Annotated in this window: 16 protein-coding genes and 2 pseudogenes; 7 read left to right on the forward strand and 11 right to left on the reverse strand. The window is 53.1% G+C overall.

Features of this window, described 5'->3' with window-relative positions:
* Positions 1-596 precede the first annotated feature (596 nt).
* Both FE839_RS13445 and FE839_RS13450 read left to right on the forward strand, forming a co-directional pair.
* Complete coding sequence (locus FE839_RS13445) at positions 597-899, forward strand: type II toxin-antitoxin system HigB family toxin (RefSeq protein WP_138361315.1); 303 nt, start codon at positions 597-599, stop codon at positions 897-899.
* 3 nt (positions 900-902) lie between these two features.
* Positions 903-1262, forward strand: a complete 360-nt coding sequence (locus FE839_RS13450; RefSeq protein WP_138361316.1) for a helix-turn-helix domain-containing protein — start codon at positions 903-905, stop codon at positions 1260-1262.
* Between the two features lie 6 nt (positions 1263-1268).
* Here FE839_RS13450 and FE839_RS13455 read toward each other — a convergent pair.
* Positions 1269-1487 (reverse strand): annotated as a pseudogene (locus tag FE839_RS13455) (tail assembly protein); the annotation flags it as partial.
* Between the two features lie 118 nt (positions 1488-1605).
* Here FE839_RS13455 and FE839_RS24670 point away from each other — a divergent pair.
* Positions 1606-2804 (forward strand): IS3 family transposase gene (locus FE839_RS24670; RefSeq protein WP_171034882.1). Its coding sequence is split into 2 segments (ribosomal slippage): positions 1606-1948 and positions 1948-2804, totalling 1200 coding nucleotides; the frame shifts between segments, so codons are not numbered across the junction.
* Between the two features lie 34 nt (positions 2805-2838).
* On the opposite strand, the pseudogene FE839_RS13470 reads toward FE839_RS24670, so the two are convergent.
* Both FE839_RS13470 and FE839_RS13475 read right to left on the reverse strand, forming a co-directional pair.
* Positions 2839-3369 (reverse strand): annotated as a pseudogene (locus FE839_RS13470) (IS256 family transposase); the annotation flags it as partial.
* Positions 3370-3404: 35 nt separating this feature from the next.
* The gene (locus FE839_RS13475) at positions 3405-5105 is read right to left on the reverse strand and encodes an FUSC family protein (protein ID WP_138361318.1); all 1701 of its coding nucleotides are present in this window, start codon (positions 5103-5105) and stop codon (positions 3405-3407) included.
* Positions 5106-5724: 619 nt separating this feature from the next.
* Between FE839_RS13475 and FE839_RS13480 the strand changes: the two genes are divergently transcribed.
* Positions 5725-6831: an AI-2E family transporter gene (locus FE839_RS13480; protein WP_138361319.1), complete on the forward strand. Its 1107-nt coding sequence runs from the start codon at positions 5725-5727 to the stop codon at positions 6829-6831.
* Positions 6832-6924: 93 nt separating this feature from the next.
* On the opposite strand, the gene mqo is transcribed toward FE839_RS13480, so the two are convergent.
* On the reverse strand, positions 6925-8559 hold the full coding sequence (gene mqo / locus FE839_RS13485) for a malate dehydrogenase (quinone) (protein WP_138361320.1): 1635 nt from the start codon (positions 8557-8559) through the stop codon (positions 6925-6927).
* A gap of 279 nt (positions 8560-8838) precedes the next feature.
* Between mqo and FE839_RS13490 the strand changes: the two genes are divergently transcribed.
* Positions 8839-10086 (forward strand): SulP family inorganic anion transporter, encoded by a 1248-nt coding sequence (locus FE839_RS13490; protein ID WP_138361321.1) that lies wholly within the window; start codon positions 8839-8841, stop codon positions 10084-10086.
* Here FE839_RS13490 and mgtE read toward each other — a convergent pair.
* The 6 genes from mgtE to FE839_RS13520 all read right to left on the reverse strand — a co-directional run bounded on the left by mgtE (position 10049) and on the right by FE839_RS13520 (position 17565).
* Positions 10049-11485 carry a magnesium transporter gene (gene mgtE, locus FE839_RS13495; RefSeq protein WP_138361322.1) on the reverse strand — a complete coding sequence of 479 codons (1437 nt, stop codon included), beginning with the start codon at positions 11483-11485 and terminating at the stop codon, positions 10049-10051. The genes FE839_RS13490 and mgtE overlap by 38 nt on opposite strands.
* A 161-nt stretch (positions 11486-11646) precedes the next feature.
* On the reverse strand, positions 11647-13293 hold the full coding sequence (locus tag FE839_RS13500; RefSeq protein ID WP_138361323.1) for a multidrug ABC transporter permease/ATP-binding protein: 1647 nt from the start codon (positions 13291-13293) through the stop codon (positions 11647-11649).
* Between the two features lie 36 nt (positions 13294-13329).
* Positions 13330-14013: a DNA oxidative demethylase AlkB gene (alkB, locus tag FE839_RS13505; RefSeq protein ID WP_138361324.1), complete on the reverse strand. Its 684-nt coding sequence runs from the start codon at positions 14011-14013 to the stop codon at positions 13330-13332.
* On the reverse strand, positions 14013-15077 hold the full coding sequence (ada, locus tag FE839_RS13510; RefSeq protein ID WP_138361325.1) for a bifunctional DNA-binding transcriptional regulator/O6-methylguanine-DNA methyltransferase Ada: 1065 nt from the start codon (positions 15075-15077) through the stop codon (positions 14013-14015). The genes alkB and ada overlap by 1 nt, the downstream gene beginning before the upstream one ends.
* Positions 15078-15311: 234 nt before the next feature.
* Positions 15312-16364: an FAD:protein FMN transferase ApbE gene (gene apbE / locus FE839_RS13515; protein ID WP_138361326.1), complete on the reverse strand. Its 1053-nt coding sequence runs from the start codon at positions 16362-16364 to the stop codon at positions 15312-15314.
* Positions 16365-16467: 103 nt separating this feature from the next.
* Positions 16468-17565 (reverse strand): porin OmpC, encoded by a 1098-nt coding sequence (locus FE839_RS13520; RefSeq protein WP_138361327.1) that lies wholly within the window; start codon positions 17563-17565, stop codon positions 16468-16470.
* A 768-nt stretch (positions 17566-18333) separates the two neighbouring features.
* Here FE839_RS13520 and rcsD point away from each other — a divergent pair.
* A complete protein-coding gene (gene rcsD, locus FE839_RS13530; RefSeq protein WP_138361329.1) occupies positions 18334-20988 on the forward strand; it encodes a phosphotransferase RcsD in 2655 nt (884 codons plus the stop codon).
* Between the two features lie 16 nt (positions 20989-21004).
* Positions 21005-21655, forward strand: coding sequence for a response regulator transcription factor RcsB (gene rcsB, locus FE839_RS13535; RefSeq protein WP_004103995.1), 651 nt, complete (start codon positions 21005-21007; stop codon positions 21653-21655).
* Positions 21656-21706: 51 nt separating this feature from the next.
* Here rcsB and rcsC read toward each other — a convergent pair whose 3' ends face one another.
* A complete protein-coding gene (gene rcsC / locus FE839_RS13540) occupies positions 21707-24556 on the reverse strand; it encodes a two-component system sensor histidine kinase RcsC (RefSeq protein WP_138361330.1) in 2850 nt (949 codons plus the stop codon).
* Between the last annotated feature and the right edge of the window lie 84 nt (positions 24557-24640).

A 24640-nucleotide genomic window follows, 5' to 3' on the forward strand; every position in this document is an offset into this window, starting at 1 on the left:
GTTCTGTCAATCGGTGGTTCTGGCGAGCATGACGCATTTTTCATTTTCGCCCATTCAGATTCCGTGGCCTGTTCCGTTCACTATAAATACGCGGATATTCGTTATATCCACAGCGTGTGAACGGGCAGGGGGACGTTTCGCCCGTCCCCCTGCACCCCCGGCATGGCGCTGAAAACCTGCCGCTCCGCGGTCCGCTCCACTCCGGCTTCATCTGGCGGACCGGGCGGGACTCGACGTCCCTGTCTCGACCCGCCCTCTGGCCGCCGTCCTGGCGGCCAGTCCTGGATGCGCGCCTGCGTTCTCGCCAGGTTTCCTTGATGCGCCCAACCCCCATGCGGTGAGTCCGTTATTCGTCAGGGGCTTTTCAGAGGCTGAAAGTCATAAAAAAAGTTATATCCTTTATATTTCAGCCCGTATCAGCTCAGTAAGCGAATCAACAGAATCAGATTTTCGTTAAACCACCGATAATGCAATTGCCACAGGCAAATAAAACAAAAGATAACACCGATGATTTGCTTAAGTGAACGGCATTGCACCCGGAGGTGGAGTTTGAATACTGACTTTACACAGTCCCATTATGGGACTATGATGGGTCTATGAAGATAATCTCGGTTAAAAACCTGAAGGATTTTTGGGCGGAGTATCCCGATGCAGAACAACCGCTACGGGCCTGGGTGGATGAGGCAACAAAGGCCAACTGGAAAACCCCGGCAGAAATTAAAGAGCAATACCGTAGCGCCAGCATTCTGAAAAACAGGCGAGTGGTATTTAATATAAAGGGGAATAACTACCGGTTAATCGTAGCCATTGCCTATCAGCGCGGATGGATGTTCGTTAAGTTCATCGGAACGCACAGGCAATACGACGCCATAGACGCAGAAACGATTGAGATGGAGTAAACCATGAACGTTAAACCAATCAGAACTGAGCATGACTACCTCGCCGCCCTTCGGGCAGTGGAACCCATGTTCGATAACGAACCAGAACTCGACACCCCTGAAGGAGACTACTTCGAGGTAATGTGCTTACTCATTGAAGAGTATGAGAAAAAACACTACCCGATCGTTCCTCCATCACCTGTTGAGGCAATCAAATTCCGTATGGAGCAACAGGGTCTGACCGTTAAAGACCTTGAACCAGCAATCGGCAAGTCAAACCGCGTGTATGAGATCCTGAACGGAACACGCAACCTGACGCTGCCGATGATTCGCCGCCTTCATTCACAATTCGGCATTCCGCTGGAGAGCCTCGTCGGCGCGTGACGTGCTCTACCGTTGATCCTCCACATAAATTCCGGCAGAGATAATTGCGCCGCCAATTCGCCGTTTACCGTACAGCAGGCCGACCGGGTAACCCTGCGATGTGGTATTGGTTACTCCGCCAAAGGCGTAGCTGGCTTTGTTATCAGGCGATTCTTTACGGGCCAGTCCTGCTGGCTGGGGGGAAAGCATCTGGACGACGCCGCCGAGCATCATTGCCGCACCAAACTTTGCCACACCATAGACAATAGAGGATAGTGTGCCGCTACTGGCATAACCAATAATAACGCTGTAATAGCCCCCGTTTAAACCGGACACTTCGCCAGTAAGACATAGTCATAGAGCTATGTTTAAGGAGTCTCCTGTGCAAAGAATCGAAGTGATCACTGGCGAGCAAAAGCGCCGCCGTTATACTCCCGAAGAGAAAGCCCGTTTTGTTGCGCTCTCCATGCAGCCCGGCTACACCGTCTCACTCGTTGCCCGGCAATATGGCATCACACCCAGTCTTCTTTTTAAGTGGAAACGACTCATGAACGATGGTGGGAAGTCTGCGATCGCCGCAGGAGAGGAGGTGGTCAGCGTCTCCGAAGTCAAAGCGCTGGAGAAAAAAGTCAAACAGCTTGAACAGATGCTGGGACGCAAAACGATGGAAGACGAAATCCTTCGGGACGCGCTTGAGATAGCACAGGCAAAAAAGTTGATATCACGCATGCCATTGCTGCCACCGGACGATACCCCCTCATCCGAATAGCTGAAGTGCTACGTGTATCACGTTCGAATCTGTATGACCGGTTGCTGGAGAAACGCCAGCACCGGTCAGCACGCTACAGCAAAGACGATGATGCCCGACTGTTGCCGCTTATCCGCCAGATATGCAGCGAGCGGGCGACAAACGGCTATCGCCGCGTGACTGCGCACCTCAATCGTGCTCTGAGGGAACAAAACTGGCGGATTAACCCCAAACGCATTTATCGGATCATGCAGGCAAATAACCTGTTGCTGGCAAAATCAGGCCATAAAAAGCCAGCAAGCAGTCGTACAGGCAACGTCGTGACACTTAAGCCGGATACGCGCTGGTGCTTAGATGGCTTCGAAATACGCTGCTGGAATCAGGAAGTCGTGCGGGTGGTGTTCAGCCTTGACTGCTGTGATCGTGAAGCTATCAGTTGGTCGGCAACAACAGGTGGTATAAACAGCGTTATGGTGCAGGATCTGCTGACAGAGAGTGTAGAAAAGCGCTCTGGAAATACGCTTTATCTGCCACACGCCGTTGAGTGGCTGACCGATAACGGCAGTTGCTACATAGCGGACGCAACAAGAACGTTCGCCGCCTCACTCGGGTTCATCGTGTGTACGACGCCGGTGCGCAGTCCGGAGAGCAATGGGATGGCTGAATCGTTCGTGAAAACGTTCAAGCGGGACTACGTGTATGTGAATGAGCTGCCGGGTGCGGTGACCGTAATGGAAAAACTGACGGAATGGATGGAAGACTATAATAACTGGCATCCCCATAAAGGGCTGAAAATGCAGTCACCGAGGGAATAGAGCCTGTCCGTAATTCTGTGTAACTGCCACCGTATTAAAGGTGATCGCTCAGGCGGTCACCGAACTCGATAATAAAACGACTCATTGCCAGCCGCCAGTTCTGGATCGGCATACTCCATTTTTTTGACGCATCTTTGATCGCCAGATAGACAACTTTCCGTACCGAGTCGTCCGTCGGGAACACTTTGCGTTTCTTTATGGCTGCACGGATCACGCTGTTCAGCGATTCTATAGCATTCGTGGTGTAGATAGCCTTGCGGATATCCGGCGGGTAGCCGAAGAACGTATTCAGCTTTTCCCAGTGCGCACGCCAGCTTTTGCTGATTTGGGGATACTTATTGTCCCACTCACCCGCGAACGCATCCAGCGCCATCAGCGCCACCTCTTCGGTCGGGGCCTGATAAATCGCTTTCAGTCCGCTGGTGACGGCTTTGTAGTCCTTCCACGACACGTATTTCAGGCTGTTACGTACCATATGGATGATGCACAGCTGGATATGGGTCTGCGGGTAGACACTGTTTATCGCATCCGGGAAGCCCTTCAGACCGTCCACGCAGGCAACCAGCCTCCACCTCGTTAATCGCCCTATATGACCGATGTTTACGATGAACGCCGGTTACAGGTGAGATAGCGCTGAACCAGCCGTGCCGCCAGCATTGTACGCGGATATGCGTCGGTTTTCTGGCTGTGAAACGCGCGTTCGTGATTGTGAGCGTGAAACTGCATAACACTGCGCTGTGCCTGACGCAGATAGCGCAGCCCGGACCTGATAAACTGCGCATCATGGCTGTGGCTGGCAAATAACTGCATCAACGTCGACTGACCATATCGCAGCAGCCACGACACCTCCTGAGGGGATGTACTGCGGGATAAACGACGCGCAATCCCGATGAGACGCCGTGCGGCGCGCGCCTGGCTGCTGCGAGGAGATGCGGGTAATACCAGCCAGTACCAGAGGGCGGCAATCGTGGCGCCGGATAAAATCGCGCCACTTTGCATCAATACGTCGGAGACCGTGGCAGGTAGTTGGGACGAAAAAGGCTGCGTCACCAACAGAAAGGTCATATTGATGTCGATAGCCATTTTGCTGGTACGCGGGCATGCCATCAGGTAGGCCCCGGTCATCAGAAACAGAATAATCACCAGCACTCCGGCATCATGACTCAGTTGCGGCGAGATCCACAGCCGGAACAGACACCCCGCCAGCGCCCCGATGATCGTCCCCGACAGCACATCCGCAAGAGCAGTGTTGCCCTGCGGGTTACTGGAAAATAATGACGCGAACAGCACGGCAGTCATCACCATAATGGGGCCGGTTTCCCAGCCCGTGAGTAACCACAGGCTGCCAGATAACGCGAGCGCCCCGACCGGACGCAACACAGCATGCAGCACAACCAGCCAGTCATGGTGGCGCAACCGGCAAAAAAAACCGTAGCTTTCCGGCACGCCCGCCAGGCATTGTTGCAGTTCCGTCAGAGACTGTGCCAGCAGCGTGTTATCGGACACAGATGCCTGGCGGATAAGCGCCGAAAGGTCAGGCGCAGTGGGAACGCGGTATTCTGGATGTCGGGCTACCACAGCGTGGGGCGTTGCCAGCGTGGCGATAACATTCAGCAAGGCAAGCAGCGTTCGTTTCATTTGTCGGGCCTGGCGCATTGCTGAAAGCGAGCCTGCCGATTCTTTATCGAGCTCGGCGTTAAGACGGGTAATCGTCCCGATATAATCAACAAGTTGTTTTGCGGTCGGCGCATACGGTACCTGCGATAACACGGTATTAATCAGGAGAGTAAATCGCTGACTCAGCACGGAAAAACGGTTGCCGGACAAACTGTGAAAAGCCGCAAGCCCGGTGAAAACTATCCCCGTCAGGGTACAAAACGTGCGGTCAATGGCCAGGCGTGAGTCGGTGTGCGCTTCAAAATAGCTGAACATAACGATAACAGCGGCGGTGTAGCCTGCCAGCACAAAGCCATAATTACGGAACTGGCGGAAGAAACTGCCAATGCCCGCGCAGGCCGCTAACCACAGCGTCAGCACCAATAATTGCCCGAATGATTTCATCGGCAGACACAGCAGAATCGCCATACCGGCCAGTGCGCCAACTGCGCTGCCGGTAAAGCGCGCAATCATTCTCTCCAGCAGCAGCCCGCGGGTCGGTTGCGCCACCAGCCAGACGGTCATTGCGGCCCACCAGGGGTGATGAAAACCCAGCCAGGTAGCAAAAAGCATGCTACCCGCAGCGGCCAGCGTTGTCCGTATAGCAAAATCGGCCGCAGGCCCGAAGTATTGGTTTTTTTTCACCGCGAGTCCCGATGGTACGGTAAACGGCCGATGGCGTCTGGCCTGATAAGATGAAACATAAGCAGTTTCCGCAAGATTGATAAACGACACCCCCTACTTTATTCACAGCACGGATAAAAAATCAACATATCTGTACTACTCCGTTCACAAATGACAATACCGGTAAACCATGCGTAAAAAATAGAAGCGCTGCCTGATGCTCATCATCGGTTAAGCGAGGCATCAGCGTTATTCGCTGTTGTATTTGCCAACGGGAATCACTTTTCGGTGGGTTCGGCGAAAGCCTGATGCGGCGGCAAGACTGACAATCTCGTCTGTTTTTTATGCCCTTTTTATGACCGACAGTGCCTTGGGAGTTACTGCTGCATCTGCGGCTTTCTCCGGCTCACCGCATGGAGGATGGGCGCATCAAAAAACCTGACGAGAACACAGCGCGCATCCGGACTGGCCGCCAGAGCGTACATCGTCACAATCAACGCAGCCCCTGCTCCCATATCCGGTTTTTAATGGCCTTATTCCCCTCCCCCTTTGCTTACTGAAGCATGAAAATCAATCAGATTGTAAATCGTGGAAAAGCTTCTATTATTTTATTCTATACGTCATTTTTTGAAGGATTTACATGAGAGTTAATGGACTTACAAAAGGCTTTTTCATTCTGATAGTGCTGATCGTCACCCTCGCTTTTTTCGACGTTCTCTCGCCCTATTATTCAGCCATTTTATGGGCCGCGATTCTGTCGGTGATCTTCCATCCGGTGAAGAACACGCTGCGCGGTAAACTCGGAGAGCGCAACGGCCTGGCGGCGCTGCTGACAATTATCATTATCTGCCTGATCGTTTTTACTCCGCTGGCGATCATTCTCTCGTCTCTGGCCTTTGAATTGAATGTCGTTTACAGCAAACTTCAGCATAATGATACCCAGTTCCCGGCGGTGGTTGCCAGCCTGTTTGCTCACCTGCCGGAATGGGCCCGCAGCTTCCTCGCTGAGCATAATCTTGATAGCGCCGAACAAATCCAACGGCAGCTTTCTTCGGTTGCGCTAAAAGGTGGTCAGTACCTTGCCGGTAGCGCATTTTTGATCGGTAAAGGGACTTTCGGTTTTACCATCAGCTTCGGCATCATGCTTTATCTGCTGTTTTTCCTGCTAAAAGATGGCCCATACCTCGTCAGGCTGATTCTCGAATCGCTGCCGCTATCAACCCACGTTAAGCAGCATCTTTTCGCTAAATTTGCCGCTGTCGCCCGGGCGACGGTAAAAGGCACCGTCGCGGTAGCGCTTGCTCAGGGCGCGCTGGGTGGGCTGGCATTCTGGATCGTCGGTATTGATGGCAGCATCCTGTGGGGCGCGCTAATGGCATTCCTGTCGCTGATTCCGGCCGTCGGCGCGGCGATTATCTGGGTCCCTGCGGCCATCTATCTCTTCGCCACCGCCCAGCTCTGGCAGGGAGCCTTTATCGTCGGCTTCTTTGTGATTATCGTTGGTCTGGTGGATAACATCCTGCGCCCTTTGCTGGTCGGCAAAGATACCAAAATGCCCGACTACCTGATCCTGATCACCACAATTGGCGGAATGGAAATCTACGGCATCAACGGATTTGTTATTGGCCCGCTGATTGCCGCGTTGTTTATCGCCTGCTGGAACCTGCTGTCCGGCCGCGATCACGCCGGAAACATTGATGAGATAGATGAAGATTTTTTAGAAGAGGGAAAAAATCACGAGGAGTAGCGCGGCGCACGACGGGAGGTTGAAGATGCTCTGCCTTGCCGTACCCGTTAATGCTTCAGAGAGCGTCCGGCGGCTTAGCCGCCGGATAACGGATTACAACGCAATATCCGCGACAGACTGACCTGTAGTCAACGGCTTCAGTTCCGCCTGCGGAACATCATCGGGCGCCGTGTGCGGCGCATAGTGCAGCTCCAGAACCTCGCTGGTCCACGCCAGCGCCTTTTCAACTTCCGCGGCATTGCCATCCAGTCGCGTACCGTAGCTTGGTATAATCGCTTTCAGTTTCGCCTGCCATTCTGCCGAATTGACCTTATCCTTAAAGACTTTTTCCATCAGTTGCAGCATAATTGGCGCCGCGGTGGAAGCGCCCGGCGATGCGCCGAGTAGCGCGGCCACCGTACCGTCATCATCACTGACCACTTCGGTTCCCAGGCGCAGCACGCCGCCTTTTTTCTCATCGCGTTTGATAATCTGCACCCGTTGACCGGCCTGCCAGAGGCGCCAGTCTTCTTTACGCGCTTCAGGATAATACTCGCACAGCGCCGCATGACGATCTTTGTCTTTTTGCAGCACCTGGCTAATCAGGTATTTCACCAGATCAAAGTTATCCAGGCCCACGTTAAGCATCGGCATGATATTTGACGTATTGGTGGAAGCCAGCAGATCCCACAGCGAACCGTTTTTCAGGAAACGCGTAGAGAATGTGGCAAACGGTCCGAACAGCACCACGCGCTTGCCGTCGATAATCCGGGTGTCGATATGGGGAACGGACATCGGCGGCGCGCCAACCTCCGCCTGACCATAAACTTTAGCCAGATGGTGATTAACCACTTCCGGGTTCTCGCACACCAGGAACTGTCCACCGACCGGGAAACCCGCGTACTCTTTGGCTTGTGGAATACCGGTTTCCTGTAGCAAGGTTAGCGCAGCGCCACCGGCGCCGATAAAGATAAATTTCGCTTTAATGACCCGTTTCTGATGACGATTGTTGGCATCCGCCAGGGTGACGCTCCAGCTCTCATCCGCATTGCGCTTAAAGCGGCGCACAACGGTACTCAACTGGAGAGAAAAATTTTCATGGGTTTGCAGCCCGGCAATCAGCTGACGGGTAATTTCGCCGTAGTTCACATCAGTGCCTGCTTCCGAGCGAGTCGCGGCAACCTTCTGCTGCGGATCGCGCCCTTCCATTACCAGCGGTGCCCACGCTTTAATTTGCTGATGATCTTCAGAGTAGCGAATACCGCGGAACAGTTCGCTTTGTTGCAGTGCCGCATAGCGGGCGCGCAAAAAATTGACGTTGTCTTCGCCCCACACAAAACTCATGTGCGGCACGCTATTAATGAAAGATTTCGGCTTTTTCAGAATGCCACGCGTCACCTGATGCGCCCAAAACTGACGAGAGATCTGGAAAGATTCGTTGATATCAACCGCTTTATCAATATTGATTCCATTAGCGGTTTGCGGCGTATAGTTCAGCTCCATCAGCGCCGCATGGCCGGTCCCTGCGTTATTCCATCCGTTTGAGCTCTCTTCCGCAACGCTGGACATCTGCTCAACCATGGTAATAGACCACTCCGGCTCCAGTTCCTGCAGCCAGGTTCCCAACGTGGCGCTCATGATGCCGCCGCCAATCAGCAATACATCCGTCTCTTGCTCATGGCGGGTGTGGGTCCGAGTGTTATTGGAACCAACCGCCTGTGAGCTGGGTACGGCCATCTTTTTCTTCATCGGATTTGAGCCTTACTTTACTCGCTTTTTTATTTAGCGCAGGTGAAACGATTCTCGACTCCAAAGGTAGCACCGAAGAAAAATAATTTAAATATTGTTTAAAATTTAAGTTGAGTTTTGAGATCTGTTATAAAAATGTTTAATAAATGTGTATCATAAATCACATTTTGTACTGGTATCAGGAACGATTCCGCGCTATCATCCTCGGTTTTGTGACAGACCGCACGTTAGCATCGTCTGACAATACTCACTTTTATTTATATTCTGCGAACTTTTTTTATGCCACCCGTTTCTGACTCCGCGCTCTCCGCTAACGTCGGCACATTACGCCAGATAGTGCGTTCTCCCGCGCTGCTGACACGTGAAACCCTGGCAGGCGCACTGACCGCACTGGCCCTCATACCCGAAGTCATCTCTTTTTCCGTTATTGCCGGCGTTGATCCGAAGGTTAGCCTGATCGCTTCGGTGGTGTTATGCCTTGCCATGTCGGTACTGGGCGGCAGACCGGCCATGGTCACCGCGGCAGCCGGTTCGGTGGCGCTGGTCATCGGGCCGATGGTGCATCAATATGGCGTCGGCTATATCCTTCCGGCGGTTATTCTGGCAGGCATAATTCAAATTTTGTTTGCCGTTTGCGGCATGGCGCGGCTGATGCGCTTTATCCCGCAGGCGGTCATGACCGGTTTTGTTAACGCCCTCGGGATCCTGATCTTTTTCGCCCAGATCCCCCATTTCTGGAGTAAACAGCCGCTGATTATCGGCTTATTCCTGTTAACGCTGCTGATCGTATTATGGGCGCCACGTTACATTAAAGCGATCCCTTCCCCGTTGATTGCGATTGTGCTGCTCACGCTGTTTACCGTCACCAGCGGGCAATTACTGCCAACGGTCGGGGATGAAGGCTCAATGCGTGGCGGCTTGCCGGGTCTGAACACCCTGATGGTGCCGCTGGATATCACAACCTTGCAAATCATCTGGCCCTGCGCGCTGAGTATCGCCTTTGTGGGTTTGATGGAATCATTGCTGACGGCGAAATTAGTTGATGATCTAACGCAAACCCCTTCCGGCAAAGCGCGCGAGAGCGCAGGTCTGGGCATCGCGAATATTCTCGCCGGGTTTTACGGCGGTATTGCCGGGTGCGCGATGATCGGCCAGACCATTGTCAACGTTGAAATGGGCAAAGCGCGTAGCCGGATCTCCACCCTTGCCGCTGGCCTGGTGCTACTGTTGCTGGTCACCGGACTAAGCGAAGTGATGGCGAGAATCCCGATGGCCGTTCTCGCCGGTGTGATGGTGATTGTGGCGGTGAAAACTTTTAGTTGGCACAGCATTCGCCCGACGGAGATCGCGCGGACGCCGTGGCCGGAAACCCTGGTAATGCTGGTGACCGTCGGCGCCACCGTCGGCACCAGTAATCTGGCGATTGGCGTCCTGGCAGGTCTGCTCTCCATGGCGCTGATCCCCCGCCGCCTGCGCAACAAAGCGCCGGTTACATCAGGAAAAGCGTCGCCAGCCCGAGAAAAATAAAGAACCCCCCGGTATCGGTGATAGCGGTAATCATCACACTGGAGCCGACCGCCGGATCGCGCCCCAGTCTGACCATCACCATCGGGATAATCACGCCCATCATCGCCGCCATCAGCAGGTTTAACATCATCGCCAGCATCATTACGCCGCCAAGCTGGGGGTCGTCATATAGCCACCAGGTAATCGCGCCCATAATCCCGCCCCAGACAATGCCGTTGATCAGCGCGACCCCCATCTCTCTGAGGAGCAAAAACGAAAAGCTGCCCGGCTGAATAAGCTGCAACGCCATCGCCCGCACAATCATGGTGATCGTCTGATTACCGGTATTACCGCCGATCCCGGCGACAATCGGCATCAACGACGCCAGGGCGACCAGTTGGGAAATGGTATGTTCGAAACCATCAATAACGCGGGAAGCAATAAAGGCAGTGCAGAGATTCACCGCCAGCCAGGCCCAGCGGGTTTTCACCGCTTTGCTTACCGGGGCGAAAACATCATCCTCATTGCTCAGTCCCCCCATCCGGCGTAAATCGTTATCCGTCTCTTCATAAACAACATCAACGATCTCATCAATGGTCAAACGCCCCATCAGCACGCCTTCTGCGTCAATCACCGCGGCGCTAAGTAAGTTATCACGTTCGAAAGTACGGGCGACTTTCTCCGCATCCTCATGCGGCTGAAAAGTAATCGGATCGCCTTCCATCACCTCCCCGACTCGCTTACGCGTATCGTTGAGCAGAATCGTTTGCAGTTCCAGTTCGCCAAGCAGCAGCTTGTTGCGGGTGGTCACAAACAGCTTATCGGTGTTTTCCGGCATTTTGCCCAATCGCCGCAGATAGCGCTGAACCGCCGCAAGGGTGGCCTCCGGGCGGACGGTGATAACCTCGAACTCCATAATTGCGCCGACGGTATTGTCAGCGTAGCGCATCATCTGGCGAATACGCGCGCGCTTATCCGGCGACAGCGTGGCCAACAGTCGCCCGGTCAGATCACGCGGCAAGTGTTGCAGCAGATAGACCTGCTCATCAATATCCAGATTTTGTAAGGCAAACAGCAGGTCATGATCGCTCATCTTATCGATGAGATCGCCCCTGACGCTTTCCGACGCCTCCAGCAGCACCTCGCCACGTTTGTCGTCGGCCACCAGTCGCCAGAGCGCGTTACGGGCGTCATAAGGCAACGCTTCCAGCGCATCGGCAAGATCCGGCGGCGGCAGGTGCGAAACCAGCGCGCCCACTTCCGCCAGATCGTCGTGAAGAGTACCGTCATCATAGCGTTCAGCCAGGGTTAATTTACCCAACAGTGAAGATGTGACGGCTTTATCAGTGCTCAGTAGCCAGATGAGGCGGGCACGCTCTTCGTCGCGCAGCCTGGCGCTTTTTTTATGCAAAACGGACATCGATCAGGCAATCCTTGTGAAATATCTCTCAGACCAGCAGGCCGGAAGCATTAAGCATAGCGCGAGGAGACGGAAATAATAACCGCCAGGCATTCAGTCGATGGAAAAAACAGCGGATGGCGGGAAGCCCCGAAGAGAACCTCCCGGAGAGGTATCAACGTTTATCTGGCGGTACGGGCGACCGCATCGCGGCTTGCCTGCGCTCGCTCTTCGCCCGTCAGCACCGCCAGTTGACCACCGCGCATTTCCAGCAGCCTGTCGGCATGCTGAAAATAGTGGTCATCGTGGCTGATGGCAAAAATGGTTTTCCCCATTTGCCGCATGAGCGGCAGCAATACCTGATAAAATTCACGGCGGAAATGCGGGTCCTGATCTGCAGCCCATTCATCCAGCATGATGATATCGCGCTCTTCAGCCAGCGCCAGCAACAGCGCCACCCGCTTTTTTTGCCCTTTCGAAAGTTTCAGATCGAGAATTTTACCGTTATCCAGCGGCAGCTTATGCCCCATTTGTAGATAATCCAGCCACTTGTCCACCAGCGCGGGATCGGCCGCTTTCCCTTCCGGCCCCAGCAACCTGTCGAATAGCCAGACGTCGGTAAATACGGCGGAGAATAGCTTACGGTAATCTTCCGGTTTATCCGCCGCTATTGGTTGTCCATCCAGCAGAATCTGCCCGGCACACGGCTGATACAAACCGGTCAGTAGCATGGCCAGGGTTGATTTTCCGCTACCGTTGCCGCCAATCAGAAATATCAGCTCGCCGCGTTGCAGCGTCATATTGACAGGCCCTACCGAAAAGCGGTTATCGGGATAATGGAACACCACATCGCGCAGTTCCAGTGTCTGCCAGTGAGGATTGGCCTGCGCCCGCGGAAATTCGGCGCGATAGGGCGCGAGCGAAAACTGACGCAGCTTATTAAACGCCACCTGAGCGCTGAGCAGAGTGGGCAGCGCCCCCACCGCCGAAAGCAGCGGCGTGCGCAGAAATAACAAGGTTAATGAGTAGGTCGCCGCCACCGCGGTATCGGCCCAGCCCAGGCTATTGGCCATCCAGAAAACCAGGCCAATGGCACCAAGCATCATTATATTCGACCAGTTAACCGCGCTCAGGTGGAAGGTATCGGCACGCACAATATGATGCCGATATTCACGCGCATCCGGGAGGTAAAGCTGGTTAAATACATATTCAGCGCGTTCGCGGTTAAGGGTCAGCTCCTTGCGCCCTTCCAGCACCGTCTGATAATCGTGATACAGCTTATCTTCGCTTTCGCGCAACAAAGCCATATGTTTATAGACGCGTGAGACCAGTATAAAGCCGCCCCAGATGGTCAATGCCAGCCAAAGCGCGGTAATCAACATCATTTTCCCCGATAGCCAGGCCAGATAGGCGGCGGAACCGAAGGTCAGAATGATCCCCTGCACCAGCTCAGGCAGGCGCACGAAGGCAATAGTAATATTGCGAATATCGCTGGTTAACCCGGCCAGCAGCGACGCGCTGCCGATTTTCTCAATCGTCTCGATTTGGCTATCAAGGATACGTTTAATAAATTCTCCGCGCAGGCGATAAACGAAATGGTGGCCGAGCGTGGTCAGCGCCAGCTGCGAGCCGAGCGTGACGGCCATCAGCAGCAGCAACAATCCGAGGAATTCCGGTAAAACCGTCAGGGAGGTATCCACAATGGCAATCAGGCGCAGATTAATAAAGGCGATAAGCCCGATACCCAACGCCGCACTGAGCAGACTCAGGGCAATGACGGCAATAAACGGCCAGCGATACTGGCGCCAGACAAGAAGAAGAAGTTCCATAACACCGAATCCGGGCAAGCAAAAACAGCCAGCAGTTTAAACGGCTCGCCGGTAACGGCAAGAATAATTCTCATTTTTATTGCCCGCCAGACGAAAAGTGAGATTATAACGGCAGGCGCCGGTCGCCGGATGCATTCCCTCTTTCAACGCCTGGATACCATGATAAAACAGTCGTGATTTCCCGCCCCAGACCACCACGTCACCGTGTTCCAGCAGTACCCGCTGTAGTGGGTCGTTACGCTTCAAGCCACCGAACTGAAATATTGCCGGCAGCCCCAGCGAAACGGACACGATCGGCGCACGCAGGTCGTGTTCATCTTTATCCTGATGTAACGACAGCTTCGCCCCCGGCTGATAACGGTTTATCAGGCACGCATCTGGCGCAAATTGCGCATAGCCGCAAGCGGCGGCAGCATCTGAGGCCAGCTCACGGAAAAGCTGCGGCATCGGCGGCCAGCGCTGGCCCGTGAGCGGATCGGTATTAGCGTAGAGATATCCATGCTGATCCGTGGTCCAGCCCAGTTCGCCGCAGTTGGTCATCGCCACCGACATGGTATAACCACCGGGCGTTACCATCTGACGAAAAGGCGAGCGGCGGGCAATATCGGCGATGACCTGCAAAAGTCCCGCAGCGCGCTCGCGGGCGTAGCGACGTAAAACGATCGCCCCCGGTGCCAGCGGCTCCTGCCAGGGCGGCGTATCGGCAAAAAGATCGAGCATCAGTTCTCCTCGGTTTGTGCTTCGCGCGCCAGCAGCAGCGCTTTGCGCGCCCTCCCCCAGCGATAGCCGGATAACGCCCCTCCCTCACGGACAACCCGATGGCAGGGAATCACCAGCGCCAGCCTGTTGGCGGCGCAAGCGCTCGCCACAGCCCTGACCGCGCGGGGACGGCCAATGCTTTGCGCGACCTGACGATAGCTGCGGGTTTCGCCCGCCGGGATCTGCCGCAACGCCTGCCAGACCTGAAGCTGAAACGCCGTACCGCGCAAATCGAGCGGTAAAGAGAATGGCTGGCGGAAATCGTTAAGATGCGTAAATACTTGCGCCACCCGTTGGCGAAAAACGTCGTCACCCGGCACCAGGCGTGCATTGGGAAATATTCGGGCTAATTCCTCATAGAGCGAGGCGTCATTCTCTCCCGGCAATACGGCGCATACGCCTCGTTCGCTTTCTGCGACCAGGCAGCGCCCCAGAGGACCGTCGCCGCATATCCAGGTAATATCAGTCTTGTCGCCGCCACGACGAAACTGACTGGCGGTCATCCCCAGCGCGGCATCGGCCTGCTGATAGTAACTGCTGTTATCCGGAAAACCGGCGGACAACGCCGCATCGGTGACCTTTTCCCCCTGAGCCAGCGCTTCGCGTAAGCGACGGGCGCGCCAGGCCTGTTGCCAGGCCTTGGGGGTCATACCGGTGACAGATTTAAAGAGACGATGAAAATGAAACGGACTGACCGCAAGCTGACGCGCCAGTGTGTCCAGCGTTATCGGCGCCTCCTGCTCCAGCAATCGACAGGCAGCTGCGACTTTATCCACCTTCTGCTGCTGCGGATCGATTTTTTCCGGCTGGCAACGTTTACACGGGCGAAAACCTGCCGCCAGCGCGGCGTCAACGGAGGGATAAAAGCGGACATTTTCCCGCAATGCCCGTCGCGAACGGCAGGATGGGCGACAGCAAATTCCGGTAGTCAGCACGGCAAACACAAACTGACCATCGGCGCGAACATCGCGTTCGCATACGGCCTGCCAGCGACGCGCATCGGTATCAATCATTATCGGTTTCATAACGGACTCCTGCGGTAAGCAGCGCCTCCCTACGGGGGGTTATTGGCCTGTCAGTCGGAATCCGGAAGCGCTTCGCTCTCCCTCCCGGCCGCGTTGAAGTACGTTCAAAACACAACGCGTTTTTCGCCCATGGCCGACCGCAAACTGACAAGTCAAACACCCCGATGGGATAAGCACTAAGTGTATCTTCAGTCTGGGCCGAACTCCGTTATCAAAAACCCGAAATCTTGCTGTTTAATTTTTCTCACCGACAAGAAAAGTGCGAAACTGCGGCGACATCCAGGTTTTAAATCCTTCCCCTTCTTTAACAATCATATAGACCGCCAGCCCCTGTTCACGTACCACATCCTGCGCTTTATCCGGTCCCAGCACCATCAGTCCGGTATCCCAGCCGTCAGCTTCCAGCGCCGTCGGGGCGATCACGGTAACCGAAACCAGCTTGTGATCGATCGGGCACCCGGTTTGCGGATCGATAATGTGCGAAATACGCTTGCCATCCAGTTCATAGTAGTTGCGATAGCTACCTGAGGTACTGATACCGTGGCCGTTAATATCGACGATCGCCTGCACCGCATTTTCACGATCGGTCGGTTTCTGGATCGCCACCCGCCACGGGTGCCCTTCGCCGTTCATTCCCCGACTCACCAGCGCGCCGCCCACCGAAACCAGGTAACGCGAAATCCCTTCCTGTTCCATCAGGCGCGCTAAATGATCGGCGGCATAACCTTCACCTACGGTAGAAAGATCGACAAACAGATCCGGAATGTCTTTTTGCAAAAACTGCTTATCGGCCTGGTTAATCACCGTCAGATGCTGTAACCCAGTACGCGCTTTTGCCGCGGCGATCTGCTGCGGATCCGGCGTTTTTACCGGTTGTTTATCCGGGCCAAAGCCCCATAAATTCACCAGCGGTCCCACGGTTATATCCATCGCGCCATGGGTTTTGGCGCCAATGCGCAGCGACATGGTGACGATATCCGCCATCGCTTCGCTGACCGGCCACGGCGTGGTGCCGGAGAAATGGTTAAAACGCATCAGCGCTGAATCATTCTTCCAGGTAGAGAGCAGGCGGTCGTCAGCATCTAATTGTGCCTGAATTTTCTGGCGCAGCGCCTGATCCTTTGCCTGATCAACATTTATCACGCTGACCCGCCAGAATGTGCCCATGGTTTTCCCCTCCAGCACGGTGACGGCGGATTTGGGTTCCTGGGGAGATGTGGCTGAATCACAACCTGAAAACAGTACGCAAACCCCAACCAGGGTGGCGCGGAAAAAAGTCATATCCATAAAAATTGGCTTCCTCTTGCTAAGAGCCAAAGAGTACACCAGCAAGATTAAACCGGGCATAAAAAAAGGCGCCATCGGCGCCTTTTTAGCAACTTCAGCGTGCTTAGAACTGGTAAACCAGGCCCAGAGCAACGATGTCGTCGGTAGAGATACCGGCGTTACGAGTGAAGCTGTTGTCATCCAGCAGGTTGATTTTGTAGTCAACGTAGGTGGACATGTTTTTGTTGAAGTAGTAGGTCGCGCCGACATCAACATATTTCAGGATATCCTGATCGCCGTAACCGTTTTCCAGATCTTTACCTTTGGACTGCAGGTAAGCTACAGACGGACGCAGACCGAAGTCGAACTGATACTGGGCAACCACTTCGAAGTTCTGCGCTTTGTTCGCAAAGCCCAGGCTGCCCGCGCGAGTTGCGTTATAGGTCTGGGTGTACTGAGTCGCCAGGTAAATATTGTTGGCGTCATATTTCAGACCACCGGTATAGGTTTCAGCGTTGTCACCGCGGCCCAGTTCAGTTTCGGTGTTCTGATCGCTGGTACGTTTAGAGTGAGAGTATGCGAAACCAGCGCTAATGCCATCCCAGATGTCATAGGTTACAGCGGTACCGAAGCCGTCGCCGTTCTGTTTGTTCCAGTCACGACCGTTATTGGTCGCGCCTTCGCCGCTTACGCTGCCGTTTTTACCCTGGTATTGCAGGGCAAAGTTCAGGCCATCAACCAGACCGAAGAAATCAGAGTTACGGTAGGTTGCAAGGCCGTTAGCACGCTGCTGCATGAAGTTGTCGGAACCGTAGGTGTCACCACCGAATTCCGGCAGAACGTCGGTCCAGGAAGTCACGTCGTATACTACGCCGTAGTTACGACCGTAATCGATAGAACCCGCATCGCCGAATTTCAGACCGGCAAACGCCAGACGCGTCCATGACTGATCGCTTGAGCTTTCAGTGTTGTTCGCCTGAACGTTGTATTCCCACTGGCCGTAACCGGTCAGTTGGTCATTGATCTGAGTTTCGCCTTTGATGCCCAGACGCATGTAGGTCTGGTCGCCATCGTTGCTCTTATCATCAGAGAAATAGTGCAGACCGTCGATTTTACCGTACAGGTCTAATTTATTGCCGTCTTTGTTATAAACCTCAGCCGCATTTGCTGCGCCTGCTACCAGCAGAGCCGGTACCAGGAGGGACAGTACTTTAACTTTCATGTTATTAACCCTCTGTTTGTTATATGCCTTTATTATTCCACTGCTTACTGATTACCCTTCTAATCAGCCGGCCATTTCATTGTGCTGCAAAATGCAGAATAATCCAATAAGAATATGATACTAAAACTTCTAAGGTGTTTCAAAATACCCGCAAAATATTTCAATTTGTAAATGAAAGGGAACTTTTTTAGGCATAAAAAACGCAACAAAATAAGCACTAATAATCAAAAAATAAAAATAAACAAATAAAATCAACACATTAAAAAGAGACCAATCTATAGCACTGAATGGTAAAACAAAAACGTCATCCGGGACTAAAATTATCCACGCTATCATCATTAACTTTATTTATTACCGTCATTCAGTTCTGAATGCCTGTTTACCCCTATTTCAACCGGATGCCTCGCATTCGGTTTTTTTTTACCGTTCTTTACATCACTTTAATTACTCCATGCCTGCCAACAAAAAAAATAACGACTATTAATCAAACAGCTATGCTGTGAAGAATCATTATTCAGACAATTCTTTGTTATTTAGTGCTATTTTTACTGACAGAAAAAGTAAATATTTGTACAACCTCCAGGCGGCTGTACATTTTGCCACCCGGTAAGTTTAAGATAAATCTCAAGGCAAAAAAGTGTTTGTATGATATCCAGATGTATGGATTTTCGACGTTAACCTTTATACTGTTTGTGGCATCCGCTACGCTCCCGTTGCTCCTGGCGCAACCGCCCGTTCATAAACACTGATGAGTCGCACTCTCACAAGATGACCTCGAAAAAATTGTCCCTAATCCCTGGCAACATTACCCGCTTCTTCATTTTAATGGTCATCGTCCTGCTGGCGACGATGGGGATCATGATTCAGAGCGCCGTGAATACCTGGCTGAAAGATAAAAGCTACCAGATTGTCGATATCAGTGATGACCTGCACAAACGCATTGATACCTGGCGCTACGCCACCTGGCAAATTTACGACAATATTGCCGCCACCTCGACCTCTTCCGGCGCGACTCAGGATACAGACTTACAGGAAACGCGTTTAAAGCAGGATGTTTACTATCTGGAGAAACCACGGCGTAAAACCGAAGCGCTGATTTTTGGTTCTCATGACAGCTCTACGCTGGAAATGACGAAAAAAATCTCCAGTTACCTCGACATTTTGTGGGGTGCGGAAACAATTCCATGGTCGATGTACTATCTGAATGGGCTTGATAACAGCCTGATTCTGGTTTCGACGCTGCCGTTGAAGGATTTATCATCCAGCTATAAAGAGTCGACCATCAGCAGCGTGGTAGAGTCGCGTCGGGAAGAAATGCTGCTTCAGGCAAATACCCTGGATGAACGCGAAACATTCTCTTCGCTGCGCCACCTCGTCTGGCAAAATGGCTACTACTTTACTTTGCGCACCACCTTCAACCAACCGGGCCATCTGGCGACCGTTGTGGCTTTCGATCTGCCCATTAATGACCTGATCCCCCCCAGTATGTCGCTGGATAGTTTTCGTCTTGAACCGGATCCGTCAAAAAATATCGCCAGTACGCCGGATAAAGCAACAAGCGACATTGTCAGCATCAACTTTAATGGCCCACGGATTGAAATTATCACCACAATCAGTACCACCGGCATGCGTCTGATATGGAAAGTGCCCTTCGGCGAGCTGATTCTGGAATCCTTACAGAATATTTTACTGCCGCTCCTGCTGAACGTCGGTTTGCTGGCGCTGACGCTGTTCGGTTTTACCACCTTCCGCCACTACAGCAACCGGAACAGCATATCCGGTACGGCGGTCTCTTCGGCCGCCAACAGTGAACTACGCGTCCAACGCGCTATCCATGAAGAGATCGTCTCGCTATTGCCGCTGGGGCTGCTGGTTCACGATCAGGAGGCTAACCGTACCGTCATCAGCAATCCTATCGCCGATCATCTGCTGCCGCATCTGAACCTGCAAAACATCACCAATATGGCCGATCAGCACCAGGGGGTAATCCAGGCGACGGTGAATAATGAGCTATATGAGATCCGCCAGTTTCGTAGCCAAGTCGCGCCTCGTACGCAAATATTCATTATTCGCGATCAGGATCGTGAAGTGATGGTAAATAAGAAGCTCCGACAGGCTCAGCGTCTGTACGAGAAAAATCAGCATAGTCGAACCGCTTTTATGCAACATATTGGCGCCGCGCTGAAGCAACCGGCACAAACGCTGGCGGAAGAGGCGGCTGCGCTGGGCATTAGCGAGAGTCGTAAGCTGGCACAGCATGCGGATGAACTGGTACAGCTGGTAGATGAAATACAGTTGGCAAATCTGCTGGAAAGCGATAACTGGAAAAGCGTTCAGGGGCGATTCTCTGTTCAGCAACTCATTGATGAAGTCGTACCTGAAGTCCTGCCGCTCATCAAACGCAAAGGTCTGCAACTGCTGATTAATAACGCGCTTCCGGCGAATGAGCAACGCTACGGCGATCGTGACGCGCTGCGGCGCACGCTTTTACTGCTTATCCAGTATTCAGTTACCACCACGCCAATTGGCAAGATCACCCTTGAAGTGAGTCAGGATGAGTCAGCGGACGATCGCCTGACCTTCCGCATACTCGACACTGGCAACGGCGTTTCCGGTAACGAAATCGACAATATGCACTTCCCGTTCCTCAACGCTACGCAGTCCGATCTGTACGGCAAAGCCAACGCCCTCACCTTCTGGCTCTGCGATCAACTGATGCGCAAACTGGGCGGTCAGTTGCATATCAACGCGCGTGAATCGCTGGGTACCCGCTACTCCCTGCATCTGAAAATGGCGGTCAGTGAAGAAGAGAGCGATTCAGGCGAGCATCTGCTGGATGATGTTGTGGTATTGCTTGATATCACCGCCAATGAAGTGCGCCGGATCGTTACGCGGCAACTTGAAAGCTGGGGAGCGAGCTGCATTACGCCGGATGACAAACTAACGCGTCAACAATATGATCTCTTTTTAACGGATAATCCGTCTAATCTTACTGCTTCAGGCTTGCTTTTAAGCGATGATGAGGCCGGAATACGCAAAATTGGCCCAGGCCAGCTTCGCGTTAACTTTAATATCAGCACCGCGATGCAGGAAGCGATCCTGCAGCTGATTGAGCAGCAGTTGGCTGATGAAGACGCTCCCGCCAGCGAGAGTAACGTGCAACTCCATGCCAGCGGCTATTACGCCCTGTTTGCCGACACGGTACCAGATGATGTTAAGAGGCTGTATAATGAACTAACAACGAGCGATTTCGCCGCACTGGCACAAACCGCTCATCGCCTGAAAGGGGCGTTTGCTATGCTAAATCTGATACCCGGCAAACAGTTATGTGAAACGCTTGAACATCTGATTCGTGAAAAAGATGCGCAAGGAATAGAAAAATATGTCAGCGACATTGACGTCTACGTCAAGAGCTTGCTGTAGCAAGGTAGCCTAATACATGAACAATATGAACGTAATTATTGCCGATGACCATCCGATCGTACTGTTCGGTATTCGTAAGTCACTTGAGCAAATTGAGTGGGTAAACGTTGTCGGCGAGTTTGAAGACTCCACCGCATTAATCAATAATCTGCCAAAACTGGATGCACACGTTCTGATCACTGATTTATCCATGCCTGGCGATAAATACGGCGATGGCATTACGCTTATCAAGTATATCAAGCGCCATTTCCCGGATCTGTCGATCATTGTGCTGACGATGAATAACAATCCGGCGATCCTGAGCGCCGTGCTGGATCTGGATATTGAAGGGATCGTCCTGAAACAGGGGGCCCCGACCGATCTGCCGAAAGCGCTGGCGGCGCTGCAAAAAGGCAAAAAATTCACCCCGGAGAGTGTGTCGCGCCTGCTGGAGAAAATCAGCGCCGGCGGCTATGGTGACAAACGGCTGTCGCCAAAAGAGAGTGAAGTATTGCGCCTGTTCGCTGAAGGTTTCCTGGTCACCGAGATTGCCAAAAAGCTTAACCGCAGTATCAAAACCATCAGTAGCCAGAAGAAATCGGCGATGATGAAGCTCGGCGTGGAAAACGATATCGCCCTGCTGAACTATCTCTCTTCCGTTTCGCTGAGTTCAACGGACAAAGACTAACCCCTCTGCTCCCGGTCGGGCGGCGATAAACGCCGCGACCGGGAAAATCTTTTACTCTCTTCCCTGACGCACCCGCGCGGCATAAATCGCCAGGGTCTGCCTGATAATATCCAGAGTGACCGGCTTCGACAGACAACTGTCCATACCCGACTCCAGGCAGCGCTGTTTCTCTTCCGCCAGCGCATTGGCGGTCACCCCGATGACCGGCAGCGTCAGTCCCAACTGGCGAATGCGTTGGGTCAGGCGATAACCGTCCATATTCGGCATGTTGACGTCACTAAGCACAATATCAATATGCTGTTTACTTAATACATTCAGGGCATCAATGCCATCGTTTGCGGTGACGCAGCGATAACCCAACGATCCCAGTTGGTCGGCCAGCAGACGCCGGTTAATCGGGTGGTCATCCACCACCAGAATCATCATGTCATCATTATTGCTGTCCGTTTGCGTCTCCGGAATGGATAACGCAGGCTCGCTGCCTGCACTGGTGACCGCAATGTGGAAAATGCGCCCCAATAGCGACAACAACTCATGCGGTGTGGCGACACTGTGCAGCCACTCGCCGGGGGCTCGCTCCTGCGGAATACCAATATGGCGACGACAGAAGATAACGGCAGCCAGGCCAGCCCAGGGCAAAGAGATCTCACTGTCGGTCAACAGGATGTCTTCAGCTCCCGGTTCTTGCCCGGTAAAGCGACGGAACGGAATCGCGTGATATGTCAGCAGCGACTCGATAAACAGCGCCAAAGAAGTATTATCTATCGCCAGCCAGCAGCATTTTTCAGACAAGCCGTCGCTAAGCAGCGGCAGGCTATTTTGTACGCCATAGAGTGGAATACGGATGGTAAACCGGCTGCCCATTCCGGGTTCAGTTTCGACGGCAATATCGCCATCCATCATGTTAATAAGTTTTTCACAAATGGCCAGGCCAAGCCCGGTTCCCTGGAAGTTGTGCTGGACCCCGGAACCGACCTGGAAGAACGGGTCGAACAGACGCACCACCTCTTTCGCCGGGATCCCTTCTCCGGTATCGCGAACGCTAATTTGCAGATAGTCGCCCGCCCGCTTTACATGCAGAATGATGCAGCCGGTATCGGTAAACTTAATCGCATTACTCAGCAGGTTTGAAATCACCTGCTGCAGGCGCATCGGATCGCCGGACATCAGTTGCGGCACATCGGGCTCAATAAAGCAGTACAGTCCTAGCTGTTTACGCACCACCAGCGGCAGGTAGTTGGCGGAAATATGGTTCATCACTTCCCGCGGCGAAAACGCCCGCGGCTCAATTTTCAACTGCTCGGATTCAATTTTTGAGAAATCGAGAATATCGCTGATAATTTTCAGCAGCAGGCTGGAAGAGTTATTCATCGCCGTTACCAGTCGGCCAACCCCTTTCGGCAATTCCTTGGTCTGCAGTAAATCCAGGTTGCCGATAATCCCGTACAACGGGGTACGCAGTTCGTGACTGACCGTCGCAAGGAACATGGATTTCGACTGACTGGCCTGCTCCGCAGCCTGCGCCATCTCCTGCAGCGATTCCTCCATTTTGACGCGCGCCGACACATCCACCAGCACGCAAATCGCCACATTCTCGTTACGGTAGCGTGAGTGAACAAAGCTGATTTGCAGATTGGTATTATTGCTGGTCAGCACATCGACAAAATTCACCTGCTGGCCGCAGATAATTTGCGTTAATCGCTGCCTGTCCTCATGCGTCAGCATATTGAGATAGTTATGCGCCAGCTCGTTACTCAGGATATTGGTGCCATCGAGCGTACGCAAAATACAGATCCCTACCGGCGCCGAGGCGACGATTTTTCGGTTGAACTGCTCGTGCTCTTCCAGCCGCTGAGCGTCATTTTCCGCCGGAATAAAGATCCGCCGTTCATACATCCGGGCGAGAGCAAAAAGGATCACGCCGGTCAGCAGGTTAAGCACGACGGCGTTAAGTACCAGCATCCGGATACGTTCCAGAACCTGATCCACCGATACCGAATAAACAATGCTCAACGAAGAGGGCGGCAGGCTCTTTTTCATCGCCAGCTCGCGAAAACCGGAAGTATAGCCAAACCACAGTCGCTCCTGCATCCACTTGGCATCCGGTTTTATATTGCTATCCGACCCGGCAAGCGAAATGAGCGACTGACCGTTATCGTCGAGAATCGTCACATTCATTGGCAGACTGCCGGGGATAAAGAAACTTTCCATCCGGATCGTTTGCTCTACGCCAAGCATCGCCTGCAGGCGGTTAGCCACATAAATCGGCGTCAGGGCGTAAAAATACCCGACGCCAGGACGCACGCCCTGGCTTATCCAGAACAGATTGTTACCGCGCTCGTTTTGCGGCGCATCACGATACTGCTCAATGCGCTGGTGCAAAACTTTTAACGTCTGGTCTCGCTCCAGCGGAATTTCGCGCAGGCCGAAGTTGGCCATACAGAGATTGTCGCTCCCAATCAAAAAAATACGATTGAGGTCATAAGCTGTCGAAAAATTGTCACGCCAGTAACGCATAAACCATGCCAGCGACTGTAGCGAATTACGCCAGGTGGAGCTCATTAGCGTGCAATCGGAATCAGGATAGAGCGGTTCAAAATTAGGGATCGCAATATCACCGCGCTGAACCAGCGTGTCGCCGTCTTCACTCCCATCCGTCAGGCGGTTGCCAGCGACATATTTCAGCTCTTTAATCACGTCGGCGGTACGCTGAATATAGCGCTGCGCCTGATCGGCATTGAGGTTAAATTCCTGGCGAATTTTCGATTCCCGATCGTGCAGAGCATTGACGATGTAAAACACCGAGATAAAAGCGATTAACATCCACAGCAATACCGCCAGCGCTCTGAACAGGTAGCGTGAAACTTTCAGGGTTGTACGAAAGGAAGCAAGGTATTTCAATGTCGCAATGCTCGGCCGTCAGGGGCTCAACAGAATGGCGTTAAGGTAACGATAAAACAACGGCCCCGCAACGGGAAAACAAAA

The sequence above is a fragment of the Klebsiella indica genome, assembly GCF_005860775.1.
Classification (GTDB): Bacteria; Pseudomonadota; Gammaproteobacteria; order Enterobacterales; family Enterobacteriaceae; genus Klebsiella; species Klebsiella indica.